The 21,639-nt window shown below is 39.7% G+C and carries 23 protein-coding genes; 9 read left to right on the forward strand and 14 right to left on the reverse strand.

The window, feature by feature from the left end:
- The first annotated feature begins 11 nt into the window (after positions 1-11).
- A complete protein-coding gene (locus J2S17_RS17865) occupies positions 12-359 on the forward strand; it encodes a YojF family protein (RefSeq protein WP_307477131.1) in 348 nt (115 codons plus the stop codon).
- A 23-nt stretch (positions 360-382) separates the two neighbouring features.
- Complete coding sequence (gene bshB2 / locus J2S17_RS17870) at positions 383-1,048, forward strand: bacillithiol biosynthesis deacetylase BshB2 (protein WP_307477132.1); 666 nt, start codon at positions 383-385, stop codon at positions 1,046-1,048.
- A gap of 184 nt (positions 1,049-1,232) precedes the next feature.
- Here the strand turns inward: bshB2 and J2S17_RS17875 are convergent, their stop codons facing one another.
- Entirely contained in the window at positions 1,233-1,757 is a 525-nt protein-coding gene (locus J2S17_RS17875) for an SRPBCC family protein (RefSeq protein ID WP_307477133.1), read from the reverse strand.
- Between the two features lie 187 nt (positions 1,758-1,944).
- Here J2S17_RS17875 and ccmA point away from each other — a divergent pair, with 187 nt between their 5' ends.
- From ccmA to J2S17_RS17890, 3 genes are read left to right on the forward strand one after another with little or no spacing between them, the layout of a single operon-like run.
- The gene (gene ccmA / locus J2S17_RS17880) at positions 1,945-2,670 is read left to right on the forward strand and encodes a heme ABC exporter ATP-binding protein CcmA (RefSeq protein WP_307477134.1); all 726 of its coding nucleotides are present in this window, start codon (positions 1,945-1,947) and stop codon (positions 2,668-2,670) included.
- Between the two features lies 1 nt (position 2,671).
- On the forward strand, positions 2,672-3,703 hold the full coding sequence (locus J2S17_RS17885) for an ABC transporter permease (protein WP_307477135.1): 1,032 nt from the start codon (positions 2,672-2,674) through the stop codon (positions 3,701-3,703).
- A gap of 55 nt (positions 3,704-3,758) precedes the next feature.
- Positions 3,759-4,427 (forward strand): TetR/AcrR family transcriptional regulator, encoded by a 669-nt coding sequence (locus J2S17_RS17890; RefSeq protein ID WP_307477136.1) that lies wholly within the window; start codon positions 3,759-3,761, stop codon positions 4,425-4,427.
- A gap of 23 nt (positions 4,428-4,450) precedes the next feature.
- Here J2S17_RS17890 and J2S17_RS17895 read toward each other — a convergent pair whose 3' ends face one another.
- Together J2S17_RS17895 and J2S17_RS17900 are read right to left on the reverse strand one after the other, a co-directional pair.
- Positions 4,451-5,545 (reverse strand): PQQ-dependent sugar dehydrogenase, encoded by a 1,095-nt coding sequence (locus J2S17_RS17895; protein WP_307477137.1) that lies wholly within the window; start codon positions 5,543-5,545, stop codon positions 4,451-4,453.
- Between the two features lie 17 nt (positions 5,546-5,562).
- Positions 5,563-6,219, reverse strand: a complete 657-nt coding sequence (locus tag J2S17_RS17900; protein ID WP_307477138.1) for a DNA alkylation repair protein — start codon at positions 6,217-6,219, stop codon at positions 5,563-5,565.
- 88 nt (positions 6,220-6,307) lie between these two features.
- On the opposite strand from J2S17_RS17900, the gene J2S17_RS17905 reads away from it, so the two are divergent.
- A complete protein-coding gene (locus tag J2S17_RS17905) occupies positions 6,308-7,627 on the forward strand; it encodes a short-chain fatty acid transporter (RefSeq protein ID WP_307477139.1) in 1,320 nt (439 codons plus the stop codon).
- Positions 7,628-7,779: 152 nt separating this feature from the next.
- Here J2S17_RS17905 and J2S17_RS17910 read toward each other — a convergent pair whose 3' ends face one another.
- Positions 7,780-8,373 carry a dienelactone hydrolase family protein gene (locus J2S17_RS17910; protein WP_307477140.1) on the reverse strand — a complete coding sequence of 198 codons (594 nt, stop codon included), beginning with the start codon at positions 8,371-8,373 and terminating at the stop codon, positions 7,780-7,782.
- Positions 8,374-8,586: 213 nt separating this feature from the next.
- Between J2S17_RS17910 and J2S17_RS17915 the strand changes: the two genes are divergently transcribed.
- Both J2S17_RS17915 and J2S17_RS17920 read left to right on the forward strand, forming a co-directional pair.
- Positions 8,587-9,393, forward strand: a complete 807-nt coding sequence (locus J2S17_RS17915) for a MerR family transcriptional regulator (RefSeq protein ID WP_307477141.1) — start codon at positions 8,587-8,589, stop codon at positions 9,391-9,393.
- Positions 9,353-11,119 carry an ABC transporter ATP-binding protein gene (locus tag J2S17_RS17920; RefSeq protein ID WP_307477142.1) on the forward strand — a complete coding sequence of 589 codons (1,767 nt, stop codon included), beginning with the start codon at positions 9,353-9,355 and terminating at the stop codon, positions 11,117-11,119. The genes J2S17_RS17915 and J2S17_RS17920 overlap by 41 nt, the downstream gene beginning before the upstream one ends.
- A gap of 50 nt (positions 11,120-11,169) precedes the next feature.
- Here the strand turns inward: J2S17_RS17920 and J2S17_RS17925 are convergent, their stop codons facing one another.
- The 4 genes from J2S17_RS17925 to J2S17_RS17940 form a co-directional block, all read right to left on the reverse strand.
- Positions 11,170-11,394, reverse strand: coding sequence for a hypothetical protein (locus J2S17_RS17925; RefSeq protein ID WP_307477143.1), 225 nt, complete (start codon positions 11,392-11,394; stop codon positions 11,170-11,172).
- 103 nt (positions 11,395-11,497) lie between these two features.
- Complete coding sequence (locus J2S17_RS17930) at positions 11,498-12,505, reverse strand: ABC transporter ATP-binding protein (RefSeq protein WP_307477144.1); 1,008 nt, start codon at positions 12,503-12,505, stop codon at positions 11,498-11,500.
- 17 nt (positions 12,506-12,522) lie between these two features.
- Positions 12,523-13,320, reverse strand: a complete 798-nt coding sequence (locus tag J2S17_RS17935; protein ID WP_307477145.1) for an ABC transporter permease — start codon at positions 13,318-13,320, stop codon at positions 12,523-12,525.
- 12 nt (positions 13,321-13,332) lie between these two features.
- Entirely contained in the window at positions 13,333-14,136 is an 804-nt protein-coding gene (locus J2S17_RS17940; protein WP_307477146.1) for an ABC transporter permease, read from the reverse strand.
- A gap of 235 nt (positions 14,137-14,371) precedes the next feature.
- On the opposite strand from J2S17_RS17940, the gene J2S17_RS17945 reads away from it, so the two are divergent.
- Entirely contained in the window at positions 14,372-15,691 is a 1,320-nt protein-coding gene (locus tag J2S17_RS17945; RefSeq protein WP_307477196.1) for a YjiH family protein, read from the forward strand.
- 84 nt (positions 15,692-15,775) lie between these two features.
- Here J2S17_RS17945 and J2S17_RS17950 read toward each other — a convergent pair whose 3' ends face one another.
- The 6 genes from J2S17_RS17950 to J2S17_RS17975 form a co-directional block, all read right to left on the reverse strand.
- On the reverse strand, positions 15,776-16,129 hold the full coding sequence (locus J2S17_RS17950) for a hypothetical protein (protein WP_307477147.1): 354 nt from the start codon (positions 16,127-16,129) through the stop codon (positions 15,776-15,778).
- A gap of 129 nt (positions 16,130-16,258) precedes the next feature.
- Positions 16,259-16,741 (reverse strand): Cys-tRNA(Pro) deacylase, encoded by a 483-nt coding sequence (ybaK, locus tag J2S17_RS17955; RefSeq protein ID WP_307477148.1) that lies wholly within the window; start codon positions 16,739-16,741, stop codon positions 16,259-16,261.
- Positions 16,742-16,781: 40 nt separating this feature from the next.
- On the reverse strand, positions 16,782-18,443 hold the full coding sequence (locus J2S17_RS17960) for a glycoside hydrolase family 13 protein (RefSeq protein ID WP_307477149.1): 1,662 nt from the start codon (positions 18,441-18,443) through the stop codon (positions 16,782-16,784).
- A 77-nt stretch (positions 18,444-18,520) separates the two neighbouring features.
- The gene (locus J2S17_RS17965; RefSeq protein WP_307477150.1) at positions 18,521-19,420 is read right to left on the reverse strand and encodes an NAD(P)/FAD-dependent oxidoreductase; all 900 of its coding nucleotides are present in this window, start codon (positions 19,418-19,420) and stop codon (positions 18,521-18,523) included.
- 357 nt (positions 19,421-19,777) lie between these two features.
- Positions 19,778-20,371, reverse strand: a complete 594-nt coding sequence (locus J2S17_RS17970) for a hypothetical protein (protein ID WP_307477151.1) — start codon at positions 20,369-20,371, stop codon at positions 19,778-19,780.
- Positions 20,372-20,382: 11 nt separating this feature from the next.
- Entirely contained in the window at positions 20,383-21,558 is a 1,176-nt protein-coding gene (locus J2S17_RS17975; protein WP_307477152.1) for a ParM/StbA family protein, read from the reverse strand.
- Between the last annotated feature and the right edge of the window lie 81 nt (positions 21,559-21,639).

Here is a 21,639-nt window from a genome sequence, read left to right on the forward strand (position 1 = left end):
AGGCATATGAAATGGAACTAGTAGTAAAAGAACAAGTTCAAAAGGAACTAACCAAATTAACAAACAAAGATGTGTATATCCATTTGGAAACAACAAATGGAGCCTATGCTTCCCATTTTGATGAAACTTTTTTCTCTTCAGGCGCTTATATTAGAAACGCCCATTTAAAATTTGAGCATAGCAAAATTGCAGGAGATGGTCCTTTTCGAATCGGATTGAAGACGACAATCGGCTGGGTTTATGCTGAAGGCATTACACATTTTGAGGTCGATAGCCAAAACAGACTGCTTTTAGCAGGACATGACTTCAATGGTAAGCTTGCTGTTGCTTTGGAAATTAGTGAAACACCTTTTGAATAACCTGTTGAAGGGAGGAATAAACGATGGAAAAGGAAAGACAAGTTCTGGTTGTTTTCCCACATCCTGACGATGAAGCGTTTGGTGTGTCAGGAACACTTGCTTTACATATTAAAAATGGAACGCCTGTGACTTATGCTTGCCTCACACTTGGTGAAATGGGAAGGAATATGGGGAATCCGCCATTTGCTACCCGCGAGTCTCTTCCATATATACGTAGAAAAGAATTGCAAGATGCAGCGAATGTCATTGGTATCAAGGATTTAAGAATGCTTGGCTATCGCGATAAAACCGTTGAATTTGAGCAAGAAACAGCTTTGGCAAATCACATGAGTGAATTAATTGATGAATTAAATCCTTCATTGATCATCACGTTCTATCCAGGCTACGCAGTTCACCCAGACCATGATGCTACAGGTGCAGCAGTGATTAAAGCGGTTGAAAATATGCCTGCTGAACAACGTCCAAAGGTCCATTGTGTCGCTTTCTCCAATAACTGTGAGGAAGAAATTGGACAAGCGGATACTGTGCATGATGTTAGCACAGTCGCTGATATAAAGATTGCTACAATCAAGGCGCATATTTCACAAACACAACTGATGGTGAAAGAGATGGAGGAGCAGTTGCAAAACAGCGAACCTCAAGTCATGGCGCGTATAAATAATGAGCGGTTTTGGACTTATACGTTCTAATAGGCAAAATCGAAAAGCCACGCAAATGAATACTTTCTGTGAGCCAGCATGCGATGGATTAAAACGTTCTTTGATTTTGATTTTTGATTTCTGATGTCATTTATGCAGAGCTTGCTGCGCAAGGCGATTCAGCCTAAAAAGGACCCTGTACCAGGTTGGTTGCAGGATCCTTTTTTATACTGTATTATTCTTTTTTCTCGTGCTGTTCGGTTTGTCCTCGCTGTTCTTCTACTTGTGTTTTTTCAAGCTCTGATTCTGCTGAGGCAAGAGGATTATTCCCTTCGAGCATATCTTTCAAATTTGTAAGTTGATTCCCGTCTTCACGCTTGATCATTTTTACAAGTAGTGGCTTGGTTAATTTCATTCTTAAGCCCGTCGTTTGCAGGTTTGCTTCCAGTTCGACTTGAGTCCCCTCTTCAATTTCATGAAAGTCATACTTATACTCGACGATTAATCCACTGGAATCCGACTTCGTAGTAAAGGTTCGATTCTGCTCAAAAGCAAGTACTTCAATTGTTGAAGTAATATTCTTCCCGCGTATGCTGCGCGTTTCCAGGAACCTCGTCCCTTTACCAATCTGCCCCTCAGTCTCCTGCTCCCGCTTCGCAACAATCGGCATAATCTCATGAATATTATCCACATTCAACATATACTCAAAAACCTCATCCAAAGGCTTATTAATCATCACACTCGAACGAAAATCCGCCATACACCACACACCCCATCCAATTTAAATCCTTAAATAATACTTACCACAAAAGTGGGTGCCTGTCACCTCCATAGTTTGACAAATTTCGACATGTGAGACTTTTTACAATTTTTAGGTAATTGTTTATGATGGATGTGCATACATTAGTGAGTGATTACTCACTTTTAGAGAGGTCGGGGGTGAATTGTTGAGTGTAGATCGGATTATATTGTCTGTTGACCATGTTTCAAAGCGTTATGGAAAACATGATGTGCTAAAGGATATTCACTTTGAAATAGAGAGAGGGGAGATTTTTGGTCTTCTGGGTCCTTCTGGAGCTGGAAAGACGACTTTAGTAAAGCAGCTGGCTGGGCTTGAGTTGCCTAGTGAAGGGGAAAATCGGATATTCCAGAAGCCAATGCCCAGTTTAAAGACCATGGAGCAAATTGGATATATGGGGCAATCGGATGCTTTATACGGGGAATTAACTGCAAAGGAAAACCTCGAATTCTTTGCTGCCATTTATGGGCTAAAGCGAAAACAGAGGCAGATCAGAATCAAGGATGTCCTAGCAATTGTAAATCTAGCGGATCACGAAAATAAGCTTGTATCAAGCTATTCTGGCGGTATGAAACGCCGCCTTTCACTTGCCATCTCCCTATTGCACAAGCCTCAGCTGCTTATTCTGGATGAACCAACTGTCGGGATTGACCCGGTATTAAGAAAAAGCATCTGGAAAACTTTTGAGCAGCTTAGAGACAGCGGGACGACGATTATCGTGACAACACATGTTATGGATGAGGCCGAAAAATGCGATCGCCTCGGTCTGTTGCGTGATGGCAGGCTGACTGCCATTGGTACACCATCTGATCTAATAGAAGAAACAAGGACCGAGTCGCTAGAAGAAGCCTTCCTTGTATATGGAGGTGCTTAAATTGAGAATCTCAGCTCTCTCCTTACGAATATTACGACAAATTATCAGAGATAAACGAACGATGGCCCTGCTTATTTTTGCGCCGATTCTTGTGCTCACATTACTTCATTTTGTTTTTAACGGCAACGATTATGAGCCAAAAATAGGCTTTGTTAGCATCCCGGAAACAATGGAAAATCAACTAAATATCAAAAATACACATATACAGCATTACAAAAACTTGAACACAGCCAAAGCTGACTTATCCGATCAATCAATCGATGCCTACCTTTTTATCGCCAACAATCATCTTTCCCTCTTTTTAGAAGGAAGTGACCCGACTGTCAACAGCACTGTGATGAAACGAATGCAAGATGCTTTTCAATCTATGGGTGGTAACGAACAAACAAACAATGATATCAAGATTCACTTTTTACACGGGGGAAGTGAGCTCGGACAGTTTGATTATATCGGTCCTCTTCTGCTTGGATTCTTTGTTTTTTTCTTCGTCTTCCTAATCGCCGGCGTTTCATTCCTGCGGGAACGGACAACAGGCACGCTGGAAAGACTGCTTAGCACTCCTATAAAGAAATCGGAAATCGTATTTGGTTACGTAATTGGATTCGGCATCTTTACAATCATTCAAACATTCATTATTGCCATTTATACCATTTATGTACTTGGGATGTATATGGAAGGCGCATTTGGCTATGTTATGCTGATCGCTTTATTCACTGCATTAACAGCATTAACTCTAGGAATATTGCTATCGTCGTTTGCCAATAATGAATTGCAAATGATGCAATTTATTCCGATCATCATTGTTCCGCAAATCTTCTTTTCCGGTCTTTTCAACCTAGAAACCATCCCAGACTGGCTTAGCTGGATCGGCCCGCTTACACCGTTGTACTATGCCGCAGATGCGCTAAAAAGTGTCATGGTAAGCGGAATGGGCTGGAGTATGATTTCTAAAGATATTTTCATATTAGCAGGATTTTCACTTCTTTTCATTTTATTGAACATCCTAGCTTTAAAAAAATACCGAAAAATATAACTCATCCGTTCATTTTTACCATTATTGTAAGTAAGTTTTGAAAAAGGGGTTCGTTATGCAAGAATCAGACTCTATTATTGATCATTTATTCGAAGATGAAAAACTGACAGATAAGCAAAAGAAGATTATTGAAGCAGCTATCGATTCATTCTCAGAAAAAGGCTATTCAGGAACATCAACCAGTGAAATTGCTAAAAAGGCCGGTGTAGCTGAAGGAACAATCTTCCGGCATTATAAAACAAAAAAAGATTTACTGCTCAGCATTATCGCACCCATGCTTGCCAAATCCATTGCTCCTTTTGTCATAAAAGACTTATACAAAATACTGGATACTAAATATGATAGCTATGAGGGATTTCTCAGAGCAATGATTGCTAATCGATATGTGTTTTTGAAGCATAATTTACCGTTATTTAAAATTTTGATTCAAGAAATCCCTTTTCATCCAGAACTAAAGGAACAGTTCATGGAGCATATCGCCAAAAAGGTATATACACGCTTCGAAAGCTTAGTGGTTTACTTTCAAGAAAAGGAGCAAATTATCAATATCCCGCCAGCAAGCGTGATTAGATTCAATATAACGACGATAATGGGTTACTTTTTCACAAGATATTTATTCTTTCCTGATGCTGATTGGAATGATGACGAAGAAATTGAAATAACTATCCAATTTCTCCTTCATGGACTATCCCCTTTAGCTAAAAAAGAAGACGACTCACCTTGAAATGAGACCGTCTTCTTTTTTAATTACATTTCATTTAAATCAATTTGATAAAGGTGGTCATCATTATCGAGTGGGTTGCCGCGACCATCGGTATTATTGCTGATAAAGTAAAGCACCCCATCCTCAATGTATAGATCGCGAATTCTGCCTAACTCGGTGACCACTTCCCTCTTTTCCCCTGTTTGCAAATCAAATTCCAGGACGGCAGTGCCTCTTAAAGCGGCCGCATAAATTTTTTCATCTGTATAAGCAATTCCGGATGGAGCCCATGTCGATTTATCACCTGAGGTAAACAATGGTGACTCCATGCCTTCCTTTTCTTCCTCACCGGTGATTTCAGGCCAGCCATAGTTCTTACCTACCTCGATTATGTTGATCTCATCGTTAGCTGTCGGGCCATGTTCACTTTCATACATTTTACCGTCTTCTGACCAAGCAAGGCCTTGAGGGTTTCTATGTCCATAACTATACACGTATGATTCTTCGTAAGGGTTATCCTCTGGAATAGAGCCATCTAAGTTCATTCTCAACACTTTTCCTGCTAATGAATCAAGGTCCTGTGCCAGGTCTGGGTCTGTTGCATCTCCCGTCGTAATATAAAGCTTTTCATCTGGGCCGATTTTAAGTCTGCCGCCATGATGATATTCACCGCTTGGAATGTCATCTAACAGTACGCGGTCCTCGCGCCACACGCTATTATCCTGCTGTAAAACGACGACACGATTATATTGATTGCCGTCTTCTTCAAATGTGTAATAGGCATAAGCCTCTTTAGAGTTTTCATAGTCCGGGGAAAGCACAAATCCTAACAGTCCTGCTTCCGCAACTGTGGACAATTCCTTTTCTAACTCGACTTCCTGCCTCTCTTTTTCTCCATTCTCAATGATGACAATCTTCCCTGGCCTTTCAGATAAATAAAAAGTTTCTCCTAATCTGTCAATTGACCACGGAGTATTTAACTCTTCTGCGATTACTTCCGGCTCAGCAGCAGGAAGGCCACCTGTTTCCCTATCAGTCTCCTCTACCGCATCCTCATTTGGCTCTTTAGCCCCATTATTTTCCGAACAACCAGCTATAATAAGCAACGACCCTAACAAAGCTATCATGATTTTCTTCACTCTATCCACTCCTCGTATTATATGTATTTACTCCCTTCTCTCACACTTAATCGAGAAAGGTCACTTGACTCAATAAACTGCTTAACTGACTCCTTATTCGTTTTCGAATACTCTCTTAATGCCCAACCTATGGCTTTTTGGATGAAAAATTCCTTATCACCCTGATTATATGAAATATAATGATAGAGAAGTGCGTCATCCGTTTTCTCTTTATATTTCAACTGAAATAGAATCGCTGATCGGCGCAGCCATAGATGGTCTCCTTTTGCCCAACCATCTATCGTTTGCTCTCTTACTTCAGGATAACTTGCGGCAATAGCAGCAAGCGGATTGGGCGCAATTGAATCAACGGTATCCCACCAAGGTTTTGCTCTAATCAGTTCCTCTAAAAAAGGCATATGTTCAGCATCGAGTTTTTTCATGAAAGCATTCAAATAATCAAGCGCTGTATATTGATATTCCCTTTCTTGCAGTGCCCATAAACGTCTGATTAAGTCAGGCTGAAATTCTTTAGTCAGAATCTCAGATTCCTTAAAAAACTGTTTAACAAGCTCCCTTCGTTTTGGCGTTTTTATTCCTAAAAAGGGAAACTGATTCTTCATATACCTTTCCATAGATGACGCATTTTCTGAGTTGCGGTGGGGCGCAAATAATCGCATGATTTCATTATGCATAAGTATCTCCTTCTCTCGGTAAAAATAGACTGAATATTAATTAAAATAACAATATTGTGATATTATGTAAAATGGGAGGGGAAAATCTATGAAAATAATTGTATCATTCTTTAATCGCCTAATGCAGCGTTACCTGCCTGATCCTTTTCTATTAGTCATTATTTTAACATTTGTCGTATTCGGATTAGGTGTTTTCTTCACAGATAGCGGTCCCTATCAAATGGTCCAATATTGGGGAGAGGGATTCTGGGGATTGCTTGTTTTCACCATGCAGATGGTGCTTGTGCTTGTCACAGGACATGTTTTAGCCAGTAGTTATATCTTTAAAAAGGGTCTTGCTGCGCTTGCCTCAAAGGCCAAAACACCTGGGCAGGCAGTCGTTATCGTCACCGTTATTTCACTCCTAGCGAGTTGGATAAACTGGGGATTTGGACTTGTTATTGGGGCTTTATTTGCTAAAGAATTAGCCAGGCAAGTTCGAAATGTTGATTATCGGCTATTAATTGCAAGCGCTTACTCTGGATTTGTCATCTGGCATGGGGGAATCTCAGGATCAACCCCTTTAACAATTGCCACTCCAGGGCACTTTTCGGAAGATTTGATTGGAATCATACCAACAAGTGAAACGATCTTTGCTGGGTTTAACCTCATTATTATCATTGCTTTATTTTTGGCTCTTCCAATCGTTAACCGTTTAATGCTTCCATCAAAAAAAGAGACTGTTACAATCGATCCTGCCTTGTTAAAAGAGGATATGTCAGCAGCAGCGCTAGAACAAGAAGCGATGACACCGGCTGAACGTTTAGAAAATAGCAGAATCATCTCTTTATTGATAGGAATATTCGGGTTAGTTTTTCTATTCTACTATTTCGCTAACAACGGCTTTCAATTAAACTTGGATATCGTCAACTTCCTATTCTTATTTTTAGGGATTCTGTTCCATGGCACCCCTAAAAATTTTCTCAACGCCATTGGCAATGCAGTAAAAGGAGCAAGCGGGATCATCATTCAATTCCCTTTTTATGCAGGGATTATCGGCATGATGACTGCTTCTGGCCTAGCAGCCGTCATCTCTAGCGCTTTCATATCGGTTGCCAACGAACAGACCTTTGCATTACTTACCTTCCTTAGTGCAGGATTAATAAACGTGTTCATTCCTTCTGGAGGTGGACAATGGGCAGTTCAAGCTCCAGTCATCCTGGATGCAGCAATCGCGCTTGACGTATCCATTCCAAAAGCTGCCATGGCAGTTGCCTGGGGAGATGCTTGGACGAACTTAATTCAGCCATTCTGGGCCTTGCCGGCGCTTGCCATTGCTGGTCTGAAGGCAAAGGACATTATGGGGTTCTGCGTGCTGACACTCTTTGTCAGCGGTGTAATTATCTCACTCGGATTTTTGTTTTTATAGGACAAAGAAAGGTGTGACCGCATTCGCATGCAGCATGCCTTTTTATTTTTTTTTGGCTCTGTTATCGTTTGTTGTTGATTTTTAACCAAAAGAAAAACCACTCGTTGATTGAACTAACGATTCCCGTTAGCTGAATAATTGAATTAGATTAATTAATGTTTCAGAAAAAAGTTTACCATCTCGTTAAATGTTTTATCTGCTGATTCTCTATTATGCTTAGAGGAGTACGAGTCAGTAAATCCATGTTGTCCTCTACATTTATGTATCTCGACATTCTTTTTATCTAAAGTTGAAATTAACTGGTCAATATTAAATGATTTTTCTTCTTGCGGAAAGAACAGCAGTGCAGGACACTGAGGTGATATTTTTACATAATCCCTAATGCGTGAACCATAGTATCCAACGATTCCATCAACACATTTTTCCTCACTACACAACCAAGCAACCGTTGCTCCTACACTAAACCCGACAACAAATACCTTTTGATATTCATTTTTAATATCTGATATCAAATCTCTAATTTTATGTAAAGCATTAATAAAACCTATATTCCCCATAAAATTACGATAAGCAATTTCCTCTTGAGAATAATCAAAAGGTGCTTTTTGTTCTAATAAATTCGGGCAAATGACATCAAAATCATATGCCGATAATGATTGACAAATATCCTTCATATGCTGGTTAATTCCATAGATTTCATGAATTACAATGATTGCAGTATCGGAATTTTTCTGTTTGTTAATCATTTTTCACCTCCCCCGATTATCTACTCTCATTATACAATTAATACTAAACTCTATCTTTGCTTCTTTCGTTAAACTGCCCGTAAGTTAAGCAAGAAAATCAACAATGACGTTTAACAGAGCCTTTTTTTAAAAAGATTTATTTTTTCTCTTGTATCTAACGCTACGTTAGGACTTATGATAAATCTAGAAAGAGATTGAGGAGGTCATTCACATATGATTGGACAATATTCAATAGGTGAGTTTTCCAAGAAAACTAAAACCACCATAAGAACACTTCATTACTACGATGAAATAGACGTATTAAAACCCGCCTTCATTACTTCTGCCGGGCGAAGGTATTACTCTGATGATGAAATCATCAGACTCCAAAAGATTGTATCATTGAAATACCTAGGCTACTCATTAGAGGATATTCGTGAGTTTATCCATTTGAGTGATTGGGATTTAAAAGAATCGATTCTATTTCAAAAACAGGAAATGAACAGGAAAAAAGAACATATTGAGCGCGTCATTCGCACGTTGGATCATGCTCTTCAGATTATAGAAGACAAAGAAAAAGTAGATTCATCCATTTTCATCTCACTGATTCATTCAATTCAGATGGAGAATGAACAAAAGGAATGGTTGAAGGAGCTAGTTTCTGAAGATATAGTGGAAGATTTATTCAATATTCCTGAAGACAAACAGCTGAGTATGAGCAAAAAAACAGCCACACTTTTCTCGAATTTGAAGCAAACTTATAAACAAGAACCTTCAAGCCCTCATGTCCAATCTCTCATAGATGAACTCTGGGGAATCATTAATGAACTATACCCCGACAGCACCACCCTTTTCAAAAAGCTATTGGAAAAACAGGATGAATTAGAGAATTACCTTGAAAGTGAACCAGCTATTTTCCCTTCTCCTTTCACTTCAGAAGAAGAAAAATGGTTAGGTAAAGCGATGGAAATATATTTTAAAGGGAAAGGTCTGATTCCAGATGAAGAACAAGCAAACGGAAATGAGGGTGCCCCCTCCTAATTGGAAGAGCTTTTGGAACCTGCTAAAAGACTCGAATCCACCAAAATGGATATTTATATTAGCCATTCTTCTGAGCCTGGTCGAAACAGGGGCAGGCCTGATTGTACCGCTCTTTACTAAATCACTCGTTGATCAGCTGGCTGTTTCCGCGCTTGAGACATCCCTGATTATATTGCTTGCTGCTGCATTTGTTGTACAGACGGTTTCTTCCGGGTTTTCCTTTTACTTTATGACTTATATTGGTGAAGCAATCGTGGCCTCCTTAAGAAGAAAGCTATGGGATCATGTGATGTTTCTGCCTATTCCTTTTTTTGATCAGCATCAGTCCGGAGAAACGATGAGCAGAATCACACAAGATACTAATATTGTAAAAAGCTTGATTACACAACATATGATTACCTTTCTAACTGGCCTAATATCGATTATTGGTTCTATTATTATCTTACTTTTGATTGATTGGAAAATGACGCTGATTATGATTATTGCAGTACCTCTTGCCATTCTTGTTATTTTGCCGCTTGGCCAAAAGATTTACAAGGTTTCCCTCTCCACTCAGGATGAAATGGCAGACTTCTCCGGCAACCTCGGGAGGGTGCTTTCAGATATTAGATTAGTAAAGTCATATCATGCAGAAGAAACAGAAAAGGCCCGTGGAGGAAAGGGGATTCAGCACCTTTTTAACTTTGGACTGAAAGAGGCTAAAATTCAAGCAGTTGTATCTCCATTTATGACTTTTATTATGATGCTCGTCCTTGTCATTCTTATTGGCTACGGAGGTGTTCAGGTCGCGTCAGGTGCATTATCTGCAGGCTCCCTTGTAGCGATTATTATTTACATGTTTCAAATTGTTGTTCCCTTTACACAAATGGCCGCTTTCTTCACAGCGTTCCAGAAGGCAATTGGAGCAACCGAAAGGATTCAAAGTATCTTGAACCTTGAAAAGGAAACCTCTGCAAACACAAAGAAAGTAGAGAACCCTACACAAGATCTACTGCTCCATAACCTTTCATTTGGTTATAAAGAGCAAACCATTATTAACAATATCAATCTCAGAATTCCAGCAGGAAAAACGACTGCCTTTGTTGGCCCAAGCGGAAGCGGTAAAACCACTTTATTTTCCCTATTAGAGCGATTTTACCAGCCTTCTTCAGGTAAAATCCTTCTAGGGGACACGGCTATTGATGACTTCAACCTTCATTCATGGAGAGATCAAATTGGCTATGTCTCTCAAGAAAGTCCTTTAATGACAGGATCAATTAGAGACAATATCAAATATGGAATCGAACGCGACGTATCGGATCAGGAAATCAAAACAGCTGCTGCACTCTCTCATGCAGATGAGTTCATCAACAAACTCCCCAATGGTTATGAAACAGAGGTTGGAGAAAGAGGAATGAGGCTATCTGGCGGACAACGGCAAAGAATTGCGATTGCAAGAGCCGTCATACGCGACCCAAAAATACTCTTATTGGATGAAGCTACTTCAAATTTGGACAGTTCTTCAGAACATCTCGTTCAAATAGCCTTGCAAAATATTATGCGTGGCAGAACAACCTTGGTCATTGCACATCGACTTTCCACCATCGTAGATGCCGATCAAATTGCCGTGATTGAAGGTGGAGAAATAACCGGAACTGGAACACATGATGAGCTGTTTCATTCGCATTCGTTATATGCAAAGCTTGCCAGCCAACAATTTAAAAAAGAAAGTTTCCCAATCTCATAAGATTACATCCATTGTAAAAGGCATGACCGCAGCAATCTGCGACATGCCTTTTACAATGGACCATGATGCTGCTCATTCCTCACATGATCCATATATGTCTCGGTATAGATTCTCTCTGATTCTGACACATGCTTCACATTCTCTTCCGAATTGTAGTTATCAAGCCCTTTTCTCTTAGCGACCCAATCTATAAAAAAGCCCAACCCCAACAACCCTGCACAAAAAACAAGGAAAAGCCACATGTTCATCACCTCAATACTAGTATATTCAATCATATCCATATGATCATTAATATTCCTTATTTCCTACAGTGAATCCTGCAGTCATTCTTTAATAAAGTAAAGTTGTTTTATTATTTTCCACAAGTGCTTATTCCTGTCACACCTTCACAGGATTAGGCAGGTCCTGAAAACCCTCTTGATAGATTCGGCTAATGATCGACTCAATCTCAGGCTCTTCTACGGTTAAATCTTTGATGTTATGTGTGCTTGTTATTTGCGCAATTAGCTCTGAGGCGGATACTTCATCACGGTTAAAATGAATCCAGTAACGATTACCCTCTTCCTTAAAAACCTTTCCACCTGAAAGTTGGAGGATGCAATCTGATTCCTCCAAATCAACAACTAAAGTACGAATTTTTCCGAAGCGATCTTTAACGACTGAGATTTCCCCATCGTAGACCTTCTGACCATGATCTATTAAAACCATCCGTTTGCAAAGCTTCTCAATATCCTCCATATCATGGGTTGTTAATATCACCGTGATATTCCGTTCTTTGTTGATTTCTTTAATAAATGTACGCATTTTTTCCTTTGCTACGACATCAAGGCCAATCGTTGGTTCATCAAGGAATAGAATAGGCGGATCATGAAGGAGGGATGCAGCGATATCAGCCCTCATTCTTTGGCCAAGGGAGAGCTGACGAACCGGTGTATCTAAGAATTCATCCAGACCGAGAATATCAGTGAAGGTAGCCATATTTTCCTCATATCTTTCATTGGAAACCTGGTAGATTTCTTTCAATAACTCAAATGATTCAATTGTAGGCAGATCCCACCAAAGCTGTGTTCTTTGCCCGAATACGACTCCGATATTCTTTGCATTTTTTTGACGGTTCTCATAGGGTATGATGCCGTTAACGCGTACACTCCCACCACTCGGAACCAGAATCCCTGTGAGCATCTTAATCGTAGTCGATTTCCCGGCACCATTCGGCCCAATATAGCCGACCATTTCCCCTTCTTCAATTGTAAAACTAATATCCTTCACTGCTTCCTTCGTGATAAATTCACGTTTTACCAGACTTCTGATCGCTCCAGCAAAGCCTGTTTCCCGCTTCGCAATTTTAAAGTCCTTCATCAAATGCTCGACTTCAATAATAGGCACCATGCTAACCCCCTCATTTACGATCCCGTGCTCTTATAACGGCTCAACCCCAGCATCCAAATATAATAGGCAATCACGAAGAACACTATACCGACGATCGGTGCAAGATAGCCGATATTCTCTGGGAAAAACGGTGTTTCTTTTCCTAAAATAACAGCGGCAGGAAAATAGTTGACGAAACCAAATGGAATCACAAACGCAGTGAACCATTGGACAAACTTTGGATAAATCACAAGCGGATAGTTTGTTAAATTGCGTGCTGGATACATAACGACCCAATAAAATTGTTCAGATTTTGTCGTCCAAAAAGCAAGGGCCGAAATAATGACGAGCAGCCCTCCCTGTATAAGCACTCCGCCTACTATCGATGCCAGCAGGAATAAGAATTTACCAAATGACCAATCAATACCTAGCTCAATGCTTACCCATATAAAAATAAAAATACTAAATATAAATTGTCCGAAAGCAGCCACATCAAATTTCATCGCCATAAAGTGAAAAAATGGATTAATTGGCCTTACTAAGAAGCGGTCGAAGGTTCCGTTCAATATATATGTATCCAAGCTGCGGAAATGGAAAAACAAGATGATGCAAAAACCCCATGAAAGAATGGCAATTGCAAATAAAAACAGCATCTCATAAAAGTTCCATGAACCTAACTCTTGAAATTGATAAAGCATCACCCACATCGTAATCGCTGTTCCAGAGTAAGCAGTAATCATGCCAACGATTCTCATCACAAATGCGAAACGATATTGAAGCTGTGCACGTATGCCTGCTCCGACAAGCTTGAAGTATAACTCTACATATCTCAACAAGGTTACTCCTTACCCCCCTTGTACGACGACTTTCCGGGAAGCCCGGTTCCAGATTAACCTTAAGGTCATATACGTCACTGCCACCCAGAAAAGCTGAATTCCGATGGAGACCAGGATCTCTGCACCAGCTATTTCCCCGATAAAAATCGCATTCGGGATATAATAGATTCCTTGGAATGGCAAATAAAGTGCAATGGTTGCTAACCAATCAGGGAAAAACCAAAGAGGAATGACAGAACCTGATAAAAGGGACATTGCAAAATAAAAAATATCCTCAATTCCCCCAGTTTCAACTAAAAAAAATGTTAAAAGTCCAAATGACATTTCAATACAATACCTAATCATAAAGCCGATAATCGAGGCTACAACAAAATAAAGCCATGTGAGCCAATCTGTAGGCAGTGCTAAATCCATAAAAATAAAAAGTACTGTATATAAGGGCAGAAGTGCTGTTACAATATAAAAAGCAACACTGCCAATATCTGCAAATAAATATCTTAATGGGATATCGAAAGGACGCATAAGCTCCAGAGCGATATCTCCCGTTCTTACTTTTTCTTGAATTTCCCACAATGGAGTTCCTGCCCCATTGACACCGGTCAAAAATTGACTCACAACGATATATGTAAGCATTGCCTCAAAGCCTACTCCTCCAGCTTCCTCACGACCTGCATAAAGAGCCGTCCAAATCGAGCCCCACATCAGAAGGAAAATAATATTGGATCCTAGCCTCGACCACACATCAAACCGATAAACACTTGAGCGTAGGAAAGACTTTTTAGTAAAGGTCCAATAAACCCGATAATTGAACATCCGTCCACCTGCTTTATTGTAAATTATTTGACTTTTTCATATTTTAACATAATTTGACTGTAAAAAAGATGAAATGAATGATTATTTTGAATATAGGAAAAATGTGGCATTTTTGTGAAAGGAGTTGGTTTTTTTACCATTATGCATTAAAATTAGTTTTTGCTTATAAATATTAAGGAAAAGGTGAAAAGGTTTGGTAAGTCCCACAAAAAAGAAATTAAAATTAATTGATATAATGAAATTTTTGATTCCTTCCATTCTCGGTATACTTCTCTTTATGACGCCATTAAGCTTCAATGGTGAAGTCACAATACCGATTGCAATATTGTCTGGATGGATACAGGATCTTCTCGCAGATTACTTACCCTTAATGATGATGATCATCATCATATTAACTTTAGCTGGTACGCTAATGACAAAGTTGGCTAAGCCTAGCTTCATTATGAATAGCCCTTTTTTCAAAAACTTATTTGATGTCACTCCTGCATGGGTGATGGTCAGAGTGCTGGGTGGACTATTTGCAGTTTCTGTGTATTTTGAAGTTGGACCTGAAGCTATTTGGTCAGGCGATACAGGCGGACTTCTATTATTTGATCTCCTGCCAGTACTATTTGCGGTATTTTTATTTGCAGGGTTGTTATTGCCATTACTAGTAAATTTCGGACTTTTGGAGTTTTTCGGCTCCTTACTAACAAAGGTTATGCGCCCGTTATTTAAATTGCCAGGCCGTTCATCTGTTGACGCTGTGACGTCATGGATTGGCGATGGAACAATCGGTGTGCTGCTGACTAGCAAACAATACGAACAAGGATATTATACAAGAAAAGAAGCAGCGATTATTGGGACAACATTCTCTGTCGTTTCCATCACATTTAGCTTAGTTATCATTTCACAAGTTGGTTTAGAACGCCTTTTTGTGCCATTTTATCTTACCGTTTTAGTATCTGGAGTCGTTGCAGCACTTATTATGCCAAGAATTCCTCCACTTTCTAGAAAAGCGGATTCTTACTATAATGATAAAAAAGCGAAAGAAGCTGATGAAACGATTCCGAACGGTTATTCAGCTGTAAGCTGGGGCCTTACTCAAGCCGTTGCAAAGGCTAAAAGCAATAAAGGAATTAAAGAGTTCTTCGAGCACGGTATGAAAAACATTCTTGATATGTGGATGGGTGTTGCACCTGTTGTCATGGCTCTCGGAACCTTGGCACTAGTCTTAGCCGAATATACACCGATTTTCACATGGTTGGGTATGCCTTTTATTCCTATACTCGAATTTATGGGAATTCCAGAGGCAGCAGCTGCTTCCGAAACGATTTTCGTTGGCTTTGCAGATATGTTCCTCCCATCAGTTATGGCAGCTGGGATAGAAAGCGAAATGACCAGGTTTGTTATCGCTACTCTCTCTGTATCACAGCTTATTTATATGTCTGAAGTCGGCGGCTTGCTGCTCGGCTCTAAAATCCCCGTTTCCTTCTGGGATCTAGTTATGATTTTCTTACTAAGAACAATTATTACTTTACCGATTATTGTTTTAGCAGCGCATATATTATTTTAATGAATTGTTTTCCGGGAAATAGTAAAAAGGCCTATCAAAAATGATAGGCCTTTTTACTATTTATATCGAAAGTAGGTCCAACCATTAATCTTTGAGCTTTTTCGACATGCATTGAATCGACTTTACTTTTTTTATATTCGTGTAAAAATAAATCCACTTGGACTTTGTCCAGCGCCAGCCTGAGATTGTCTGACCATTGTGGTCTTTAGGGAAGAACCAGAAGCTTGCTCCGTTTTTCATACAGATAAATGTGTTGCAATCTAAACTTCTATATGCAGTTTGTGCAATGATATGCGAGGATTGCTCTGCGATTGGCACTGGAACGAAGGACGGCGGAGGATTCGCTGGGAATCTGCAATTTAAAACCCCAGGTTCATTGTGAGGTCTAAATCGTTTCATTTGTTCTATTAAAGGCAAACGGACATTATAATGGCTCATTTTGAAGCATACCTTCCTCTTGGTTTTTCTTTTTAATATATGCTTTGCTTAGTATTATGCTCTAAGATAAAGCGATGATAGAAGCATATTAAGTATGAAAAAAGACTGAAGCAATTTGCCTCAGCCTGGTTAGTGACTTTGTGTGATATCAGCCAATGTACCTCGAGTGGTTTGTAATAAATTTGCCGTACTTATTTCAACTTGCATGCCGATTTTTCCGCCGCTTACCACCAGAGTCCCTATCCTCTCTGCCCTTTCATCTATGATGGTTGGAAAGAGCTTTTTCATACCAATAGGTGAGCAGCCTCCGCGAATATAGCCGGTTAGTTTTTGAATATCTTTGACTGCAATCATTTCTACCTTTTTCTCATTCGCTGCCTTTGCCGCCTTTTTTAAATCCAGCTCTTCCTGTACCGGGATGATAAACACATAGTGCTGTTTACTGGTTCCAACGGTCACTAAAGTTTTAAATACGCTTGCCGGCTCTTTATTAATTTTTTCTGCAACTGACACACCGTCCACTTTGCCATCATTCACATCGTAAGTAATAAGTTCATAATGGATTTTATTTGCATCAAGAATGCGCATTGCATTAGTTTTGCCTTTTGCCATTGTGAATCTCCTAATCGAATATTTTCTTTATTTTATCATCTTAAGGCTTTAGACGGTATACTCTTGCTTCATACGGTTGGAAGGTAAGCTTTGAATCTCTGTTGACAGGATCAGTTTTATAATTACTTAATAAGAGATTCTGATCGTCCAATTGCAGATTTTCGACTGTAAAGCCCGCCTTATCACCCGATAGATTGGTCAAAACGATGATTTGATCGTTTTCATCTTTCCTTGTATAGACATATATTTGCGGATGGTGTTCCAGCAGCAAATCATATTGGCCATAAGTGAAAACTGGATGTTCTTTTTTTAGACGTATCATTTTTTTATAAAAGGCTAGAACCGATGTTTCGGATTGCAGCTGGGTCTCAACATTAATTCTTGTATAGTTTTCATTTACCTTCATCCATGGCTCTCCCGTTGTAAAGCCCGCATTCTTAGTTGCAGACCATTGCATTGGCGTACGACTGTTGTCCCTGGAAGAGGCCCAGATGATAGCCATGATTTCATTGTTGGACAATCCTTCTGCTCGTTTCTTTTCATACAGATTTTTGGTTATTATGTCGTTATAATCATCAATGGACGAATAATGCACATTGGTCATTCCAATTTCTTGACCTTGGTAGATAAACGGTGTACCTTGCATGAAGAAATACATTGCAGCAAGTGCCGTTGCACTCTCATACCAATATTCCTTGTCATTTCCCCAGGTGGATATAATTCGTGGTTTATCATGATTTTCTAGGAAGAGAGCATTCCAGCCGTCATGTTCAAGACCCTTTTGCCACCGGGTTAAAACTTCTTTCAAAGCGACAATATTTAAGAACGGGTTTTTCTCTGCATCCCAAAGTCCGAGGTGTTCAAATTGGAAGACCATATTCATTTTCCCTTCCTCTTTTCCAACCCAAAGATGAGCTTGATCGACACCTACGCCATTTGCCTCCCCTACTGTCATGACATCATAGTTTCCATACGTTCTGTCTTTAAATTCCTTTAAATAATCATGAATTCCATCCTGATTCATGTGCATTTCAAAGGAGGAAACATAATCAAGCTGGTGTGGGTTCTCTATGTCCGGCAGCCCTGGCCGTTTTTTTATATGGCTGACCGCATCAATTCTGAATCCATCAATCCCTTTTTCCATCCACCAGTTTACCGTGTCGTAAAGCGCCTCACGCACTTCTTTGTTCTCCCAATTTAGGTCAGGCTGCTTTTCCGAAAAAACGTGAAGATAATATTGATTCGTTTGACGCTCATACCTCCAAGCGGAGCCGCCAAATATACTTTCCCAGTTATTCGGTTCCTTTCCATCCTTTGCATCCCGCCATATATACCAATCGCGTTTTGGGTGACTGACGCTTGATTTCGCTTCGATAAACCATTGATGTTCATCACTTGTATGATTAAGCACGAGATCAATAATCATCCTCATCCCGCGTTTATGAATCTCATTCAGAAGCAAATCAAAATCATCCATGGTTCCGAAATCCTCCATGATATCTTGATAATCAGATATATCATAACCATTATCATCATTAGGAGAACGATACATCGGACAAATCCAAATCACATCCACCCCTAAGTCATGCAAATAATCCAACCGCCCCACAATCCCCAGCAAATCCCCAATCCCATCCCCATTCGAATCCTGAAAACTCCGCGGATACACCTGATACCCCACGGCCTCCTTCCACCAAACCATAAAATACCCCCCTAAATAACGTGTCAAAATAGGTGCCTGTCACCTACAAAATATGACGAATTTCGACATGTTTTTGTTTAGTTTGTGTTTATTATTGATTTATGAATCCAGATGGCTGCTTGTGAGCCTTCTCCCATGGCGATTGTTACTTGTTCGGAGTGAGCTGAAACGTCTCCTGCTGCCCAGACATGGGGTACATTAGTCATTTTTGTGCGTGCATCCACATTTATATGCTGATTTTCTAATCTTTCCACTCCAAGCTGCTTGGCTAGCTCTGATTTTACTTTGTTTCCACCGTAGGCGATAAAGCCGCGTTCAGCCTTCATTTCAGCCCCATTTTTCAAACGCACCCCATAGAAGTTCGTTCCCGTCGCTAACACTTGTGCAATCGGCTCACTCATATATTGAATGTTTTTTTCATTTAACTGACTAATCAAGACTTCATCTACTGGTTTTTGTTCGTCATTTATATAAATGATATCACTTGCCCAGTAGGAAATCGTTAATGCCATATGAGCCCCCGTATTTCCTGCTCCCATCACAATCGTGCGCTTGCCTTCGACCTCGTAGCCATCACAATCTGGGCATACATACACTGTAATTCCTAAACAGGGCATAATTTCTTCGAAAGATGGAAGGCGATCCATTACACCTGTTGCCAGCAGCACTCTCCTCGCTACAAACCCTTCTCCACCCTCTGTTTTTAAAACAAAGAGTTCTTGGCTCTTCTCTGCACTCACTATCTTCTTATCCATAAAACTTACATTCAATTGTTTTGCATGCAGCTTACCAATCCTTCGCAGCTCTTTACCACTCACTCCATCCGGATAACCTAATATATTATGATAGCTATTACATATCGTTGATCTCCCATCATTCGCATCAATCACAAGAACCCGATGTTTATATCTTCCTAATTGAATGGCTGCTTGAAGGCCAGCGATTCCACCTCCAATAATCACACAATCATAAATCATTATAAATCCCCTCTCTATTTTGTATGATACTATTTTGTCCACAAAAGGAAGGAATCATGATGATCTATCTGCATTCTCATTACCGAAAATGCATTATCCACAGATTTGGTTATCAACTGTGGATATAAGCGGTTATCAACAATCTTATCCACATACGAACAACCAAGGATATTCTTCACAAATTCATCCATTAATTACTGATATAACAACAATATTCAATTTATACCTATTTCACAATGTCTAATTATCCACAATACCTTGTGGATAATTGTTGATAAGTGTAAATATTCTTGCAATAATCCATGGATTTGATTAAAAAAAGGTTCATTCAGCAATTGTGAATGAACCTTCTCTGTTTTACTTATTCATATGTGCCAAAAATCCACCTAATAGGTCATCAAGATCTTCTTCTTCCTCTTGTTGCTCTTGATTATTCTCGGCTTCCTTCTTTGCCATTTCCCAATCAAAATCAAGCAAGTCGTCTTCAGAACTCACTTCCATATCACTATCGAGGCTAGCCGCGATATCTTCCTGAGCATCATCATCATTGCCAACGACTCCTGAAGGGAGCTCCTCCTGCAGATAGAGAGCCTCATCAATATTGGATGAACTGCTATTTAAAGAAGCCAGCAGTGCGGTTGCCCTCATGGGATCTGCAATCAAATTGTAAACGATGCTGCCCAATAAAGCTTCAGAATGCTCATGCTTCAGCCAATCCTTTTGAACTTTACTTAAATTCCTCGGCAAGGGAATGGTAATCGTTTCACGATCCTTCGAATGTGATTGATTCACGCCTTGCATGACAAACTCAGCTATTTTACTTGAGAAATTTCGTCTCTCTATTTCTTTCAATTTCTGCATCTGTTTCAAAATATGATCGGGTGTATCAGAGGGGAGGCGAAAGGAAATCGATTGCCCTCTTTTCACTTCATATGAAGTAGATTTATTCATCGAACGTCACCTTAGTTCGTTTTTACAGGTTTTTTATCCTGTTTATCTTTATTTAATCTCCTGCTATGGTCAGCAACTAATTTATAATATGCATTGGCCATCATCCAGATACTTTCCTTTTCATCTTCAAAGAAATCAATATTAAAACCATCTAAATTATTATTCAAGGTTTTAATATAATCCTTCAATACGATCGATCCTCCACCAACAAAGTAGCAGATTTCTGTTTGAGAATTTTTTTGCCAAACATTACGCAAAAGACGATATTGTTTCTTTGCAAGATCAAGCAGAATCCGGTCAGTAATGTCGTGGACGCTTGTCCGGCTGCCTTTCACCATTATATGATTGCGGTTATTCTTTCTCGTAATGATCTCAACCACGTCTCTACGGCTGTCCATTTCCACACCATGCTTCGTTCTAATCTCTTCTCTAATGGCCTCTAATGACTCTGATACGCCAAGGTTAAAGCCCTGCGCTTTATCATCATCAACATTGCGGTCTTTAATTACTGCGATATCTGTAGAAAGTCCGCCGATATCCTGGATTAAAATACGCTTATCAATTAAATCTTTATTAATGATATTTAGATGATTATCCATCACAAGGTTAATGTAGGCTGCAAAACCTTCAGGATATACTTTTACTTCTTCAAACTTTATATTCACCTTCATCCCTTGGTATTTGGGGGTGATTAAAAATTCAACCTGATGTACAGAGCCCATTAGCTTTGAACGATATCCTGAATCTTTTCCTTCTTTAACTTCACGGAGGGGCAGGCCTGTCCCAAGCGTATAGCTCGCATCTACTACATTGCCCGATTTTTTAAACTCTGCTGTATTATTTTCACCTACTGCGTCTAACGCTAGAGCTGTGAATAGCATAACCAATGTCTGATCTTCTTCTGACTTACTGCTTCCAGGATCTAATTCAGACGCATTATCGCTCTTAGTCGCTAGATTCCCTACACGGTAGATAACATTATTTTCTTTTAGAGCAGGGGAATGGACTCTAATATGTATTCCATCTAGAGGGTTTTTACTGTCCAGTTCCTCAATTCCGATTACCGGCCTGTCTTCTATATCTCTTGCGATTACATTCGGCAGATTTATTTCGGCTTCTAATTTCCCAAAAATGGCTTTCAGAGAGTCGTTTCCTACATCGACAGCTGCAATTCTAGAACTCGTCATACAATATCCAACCCTTTCAAGCTCTTCACATAGGAAGAGGTAATATTTTAAGAGTAAATCAGATTAATAGAATTAGCAATG

The organism is Cytobacillus purgationiresistens, from assembly GCF_030813235.1.
GTDB lineage: Bacteria > Bacillota > Bacilli > Bacillales > Cytobacillaceae > Cytobacillus > Cytobacillus purgationiresistens.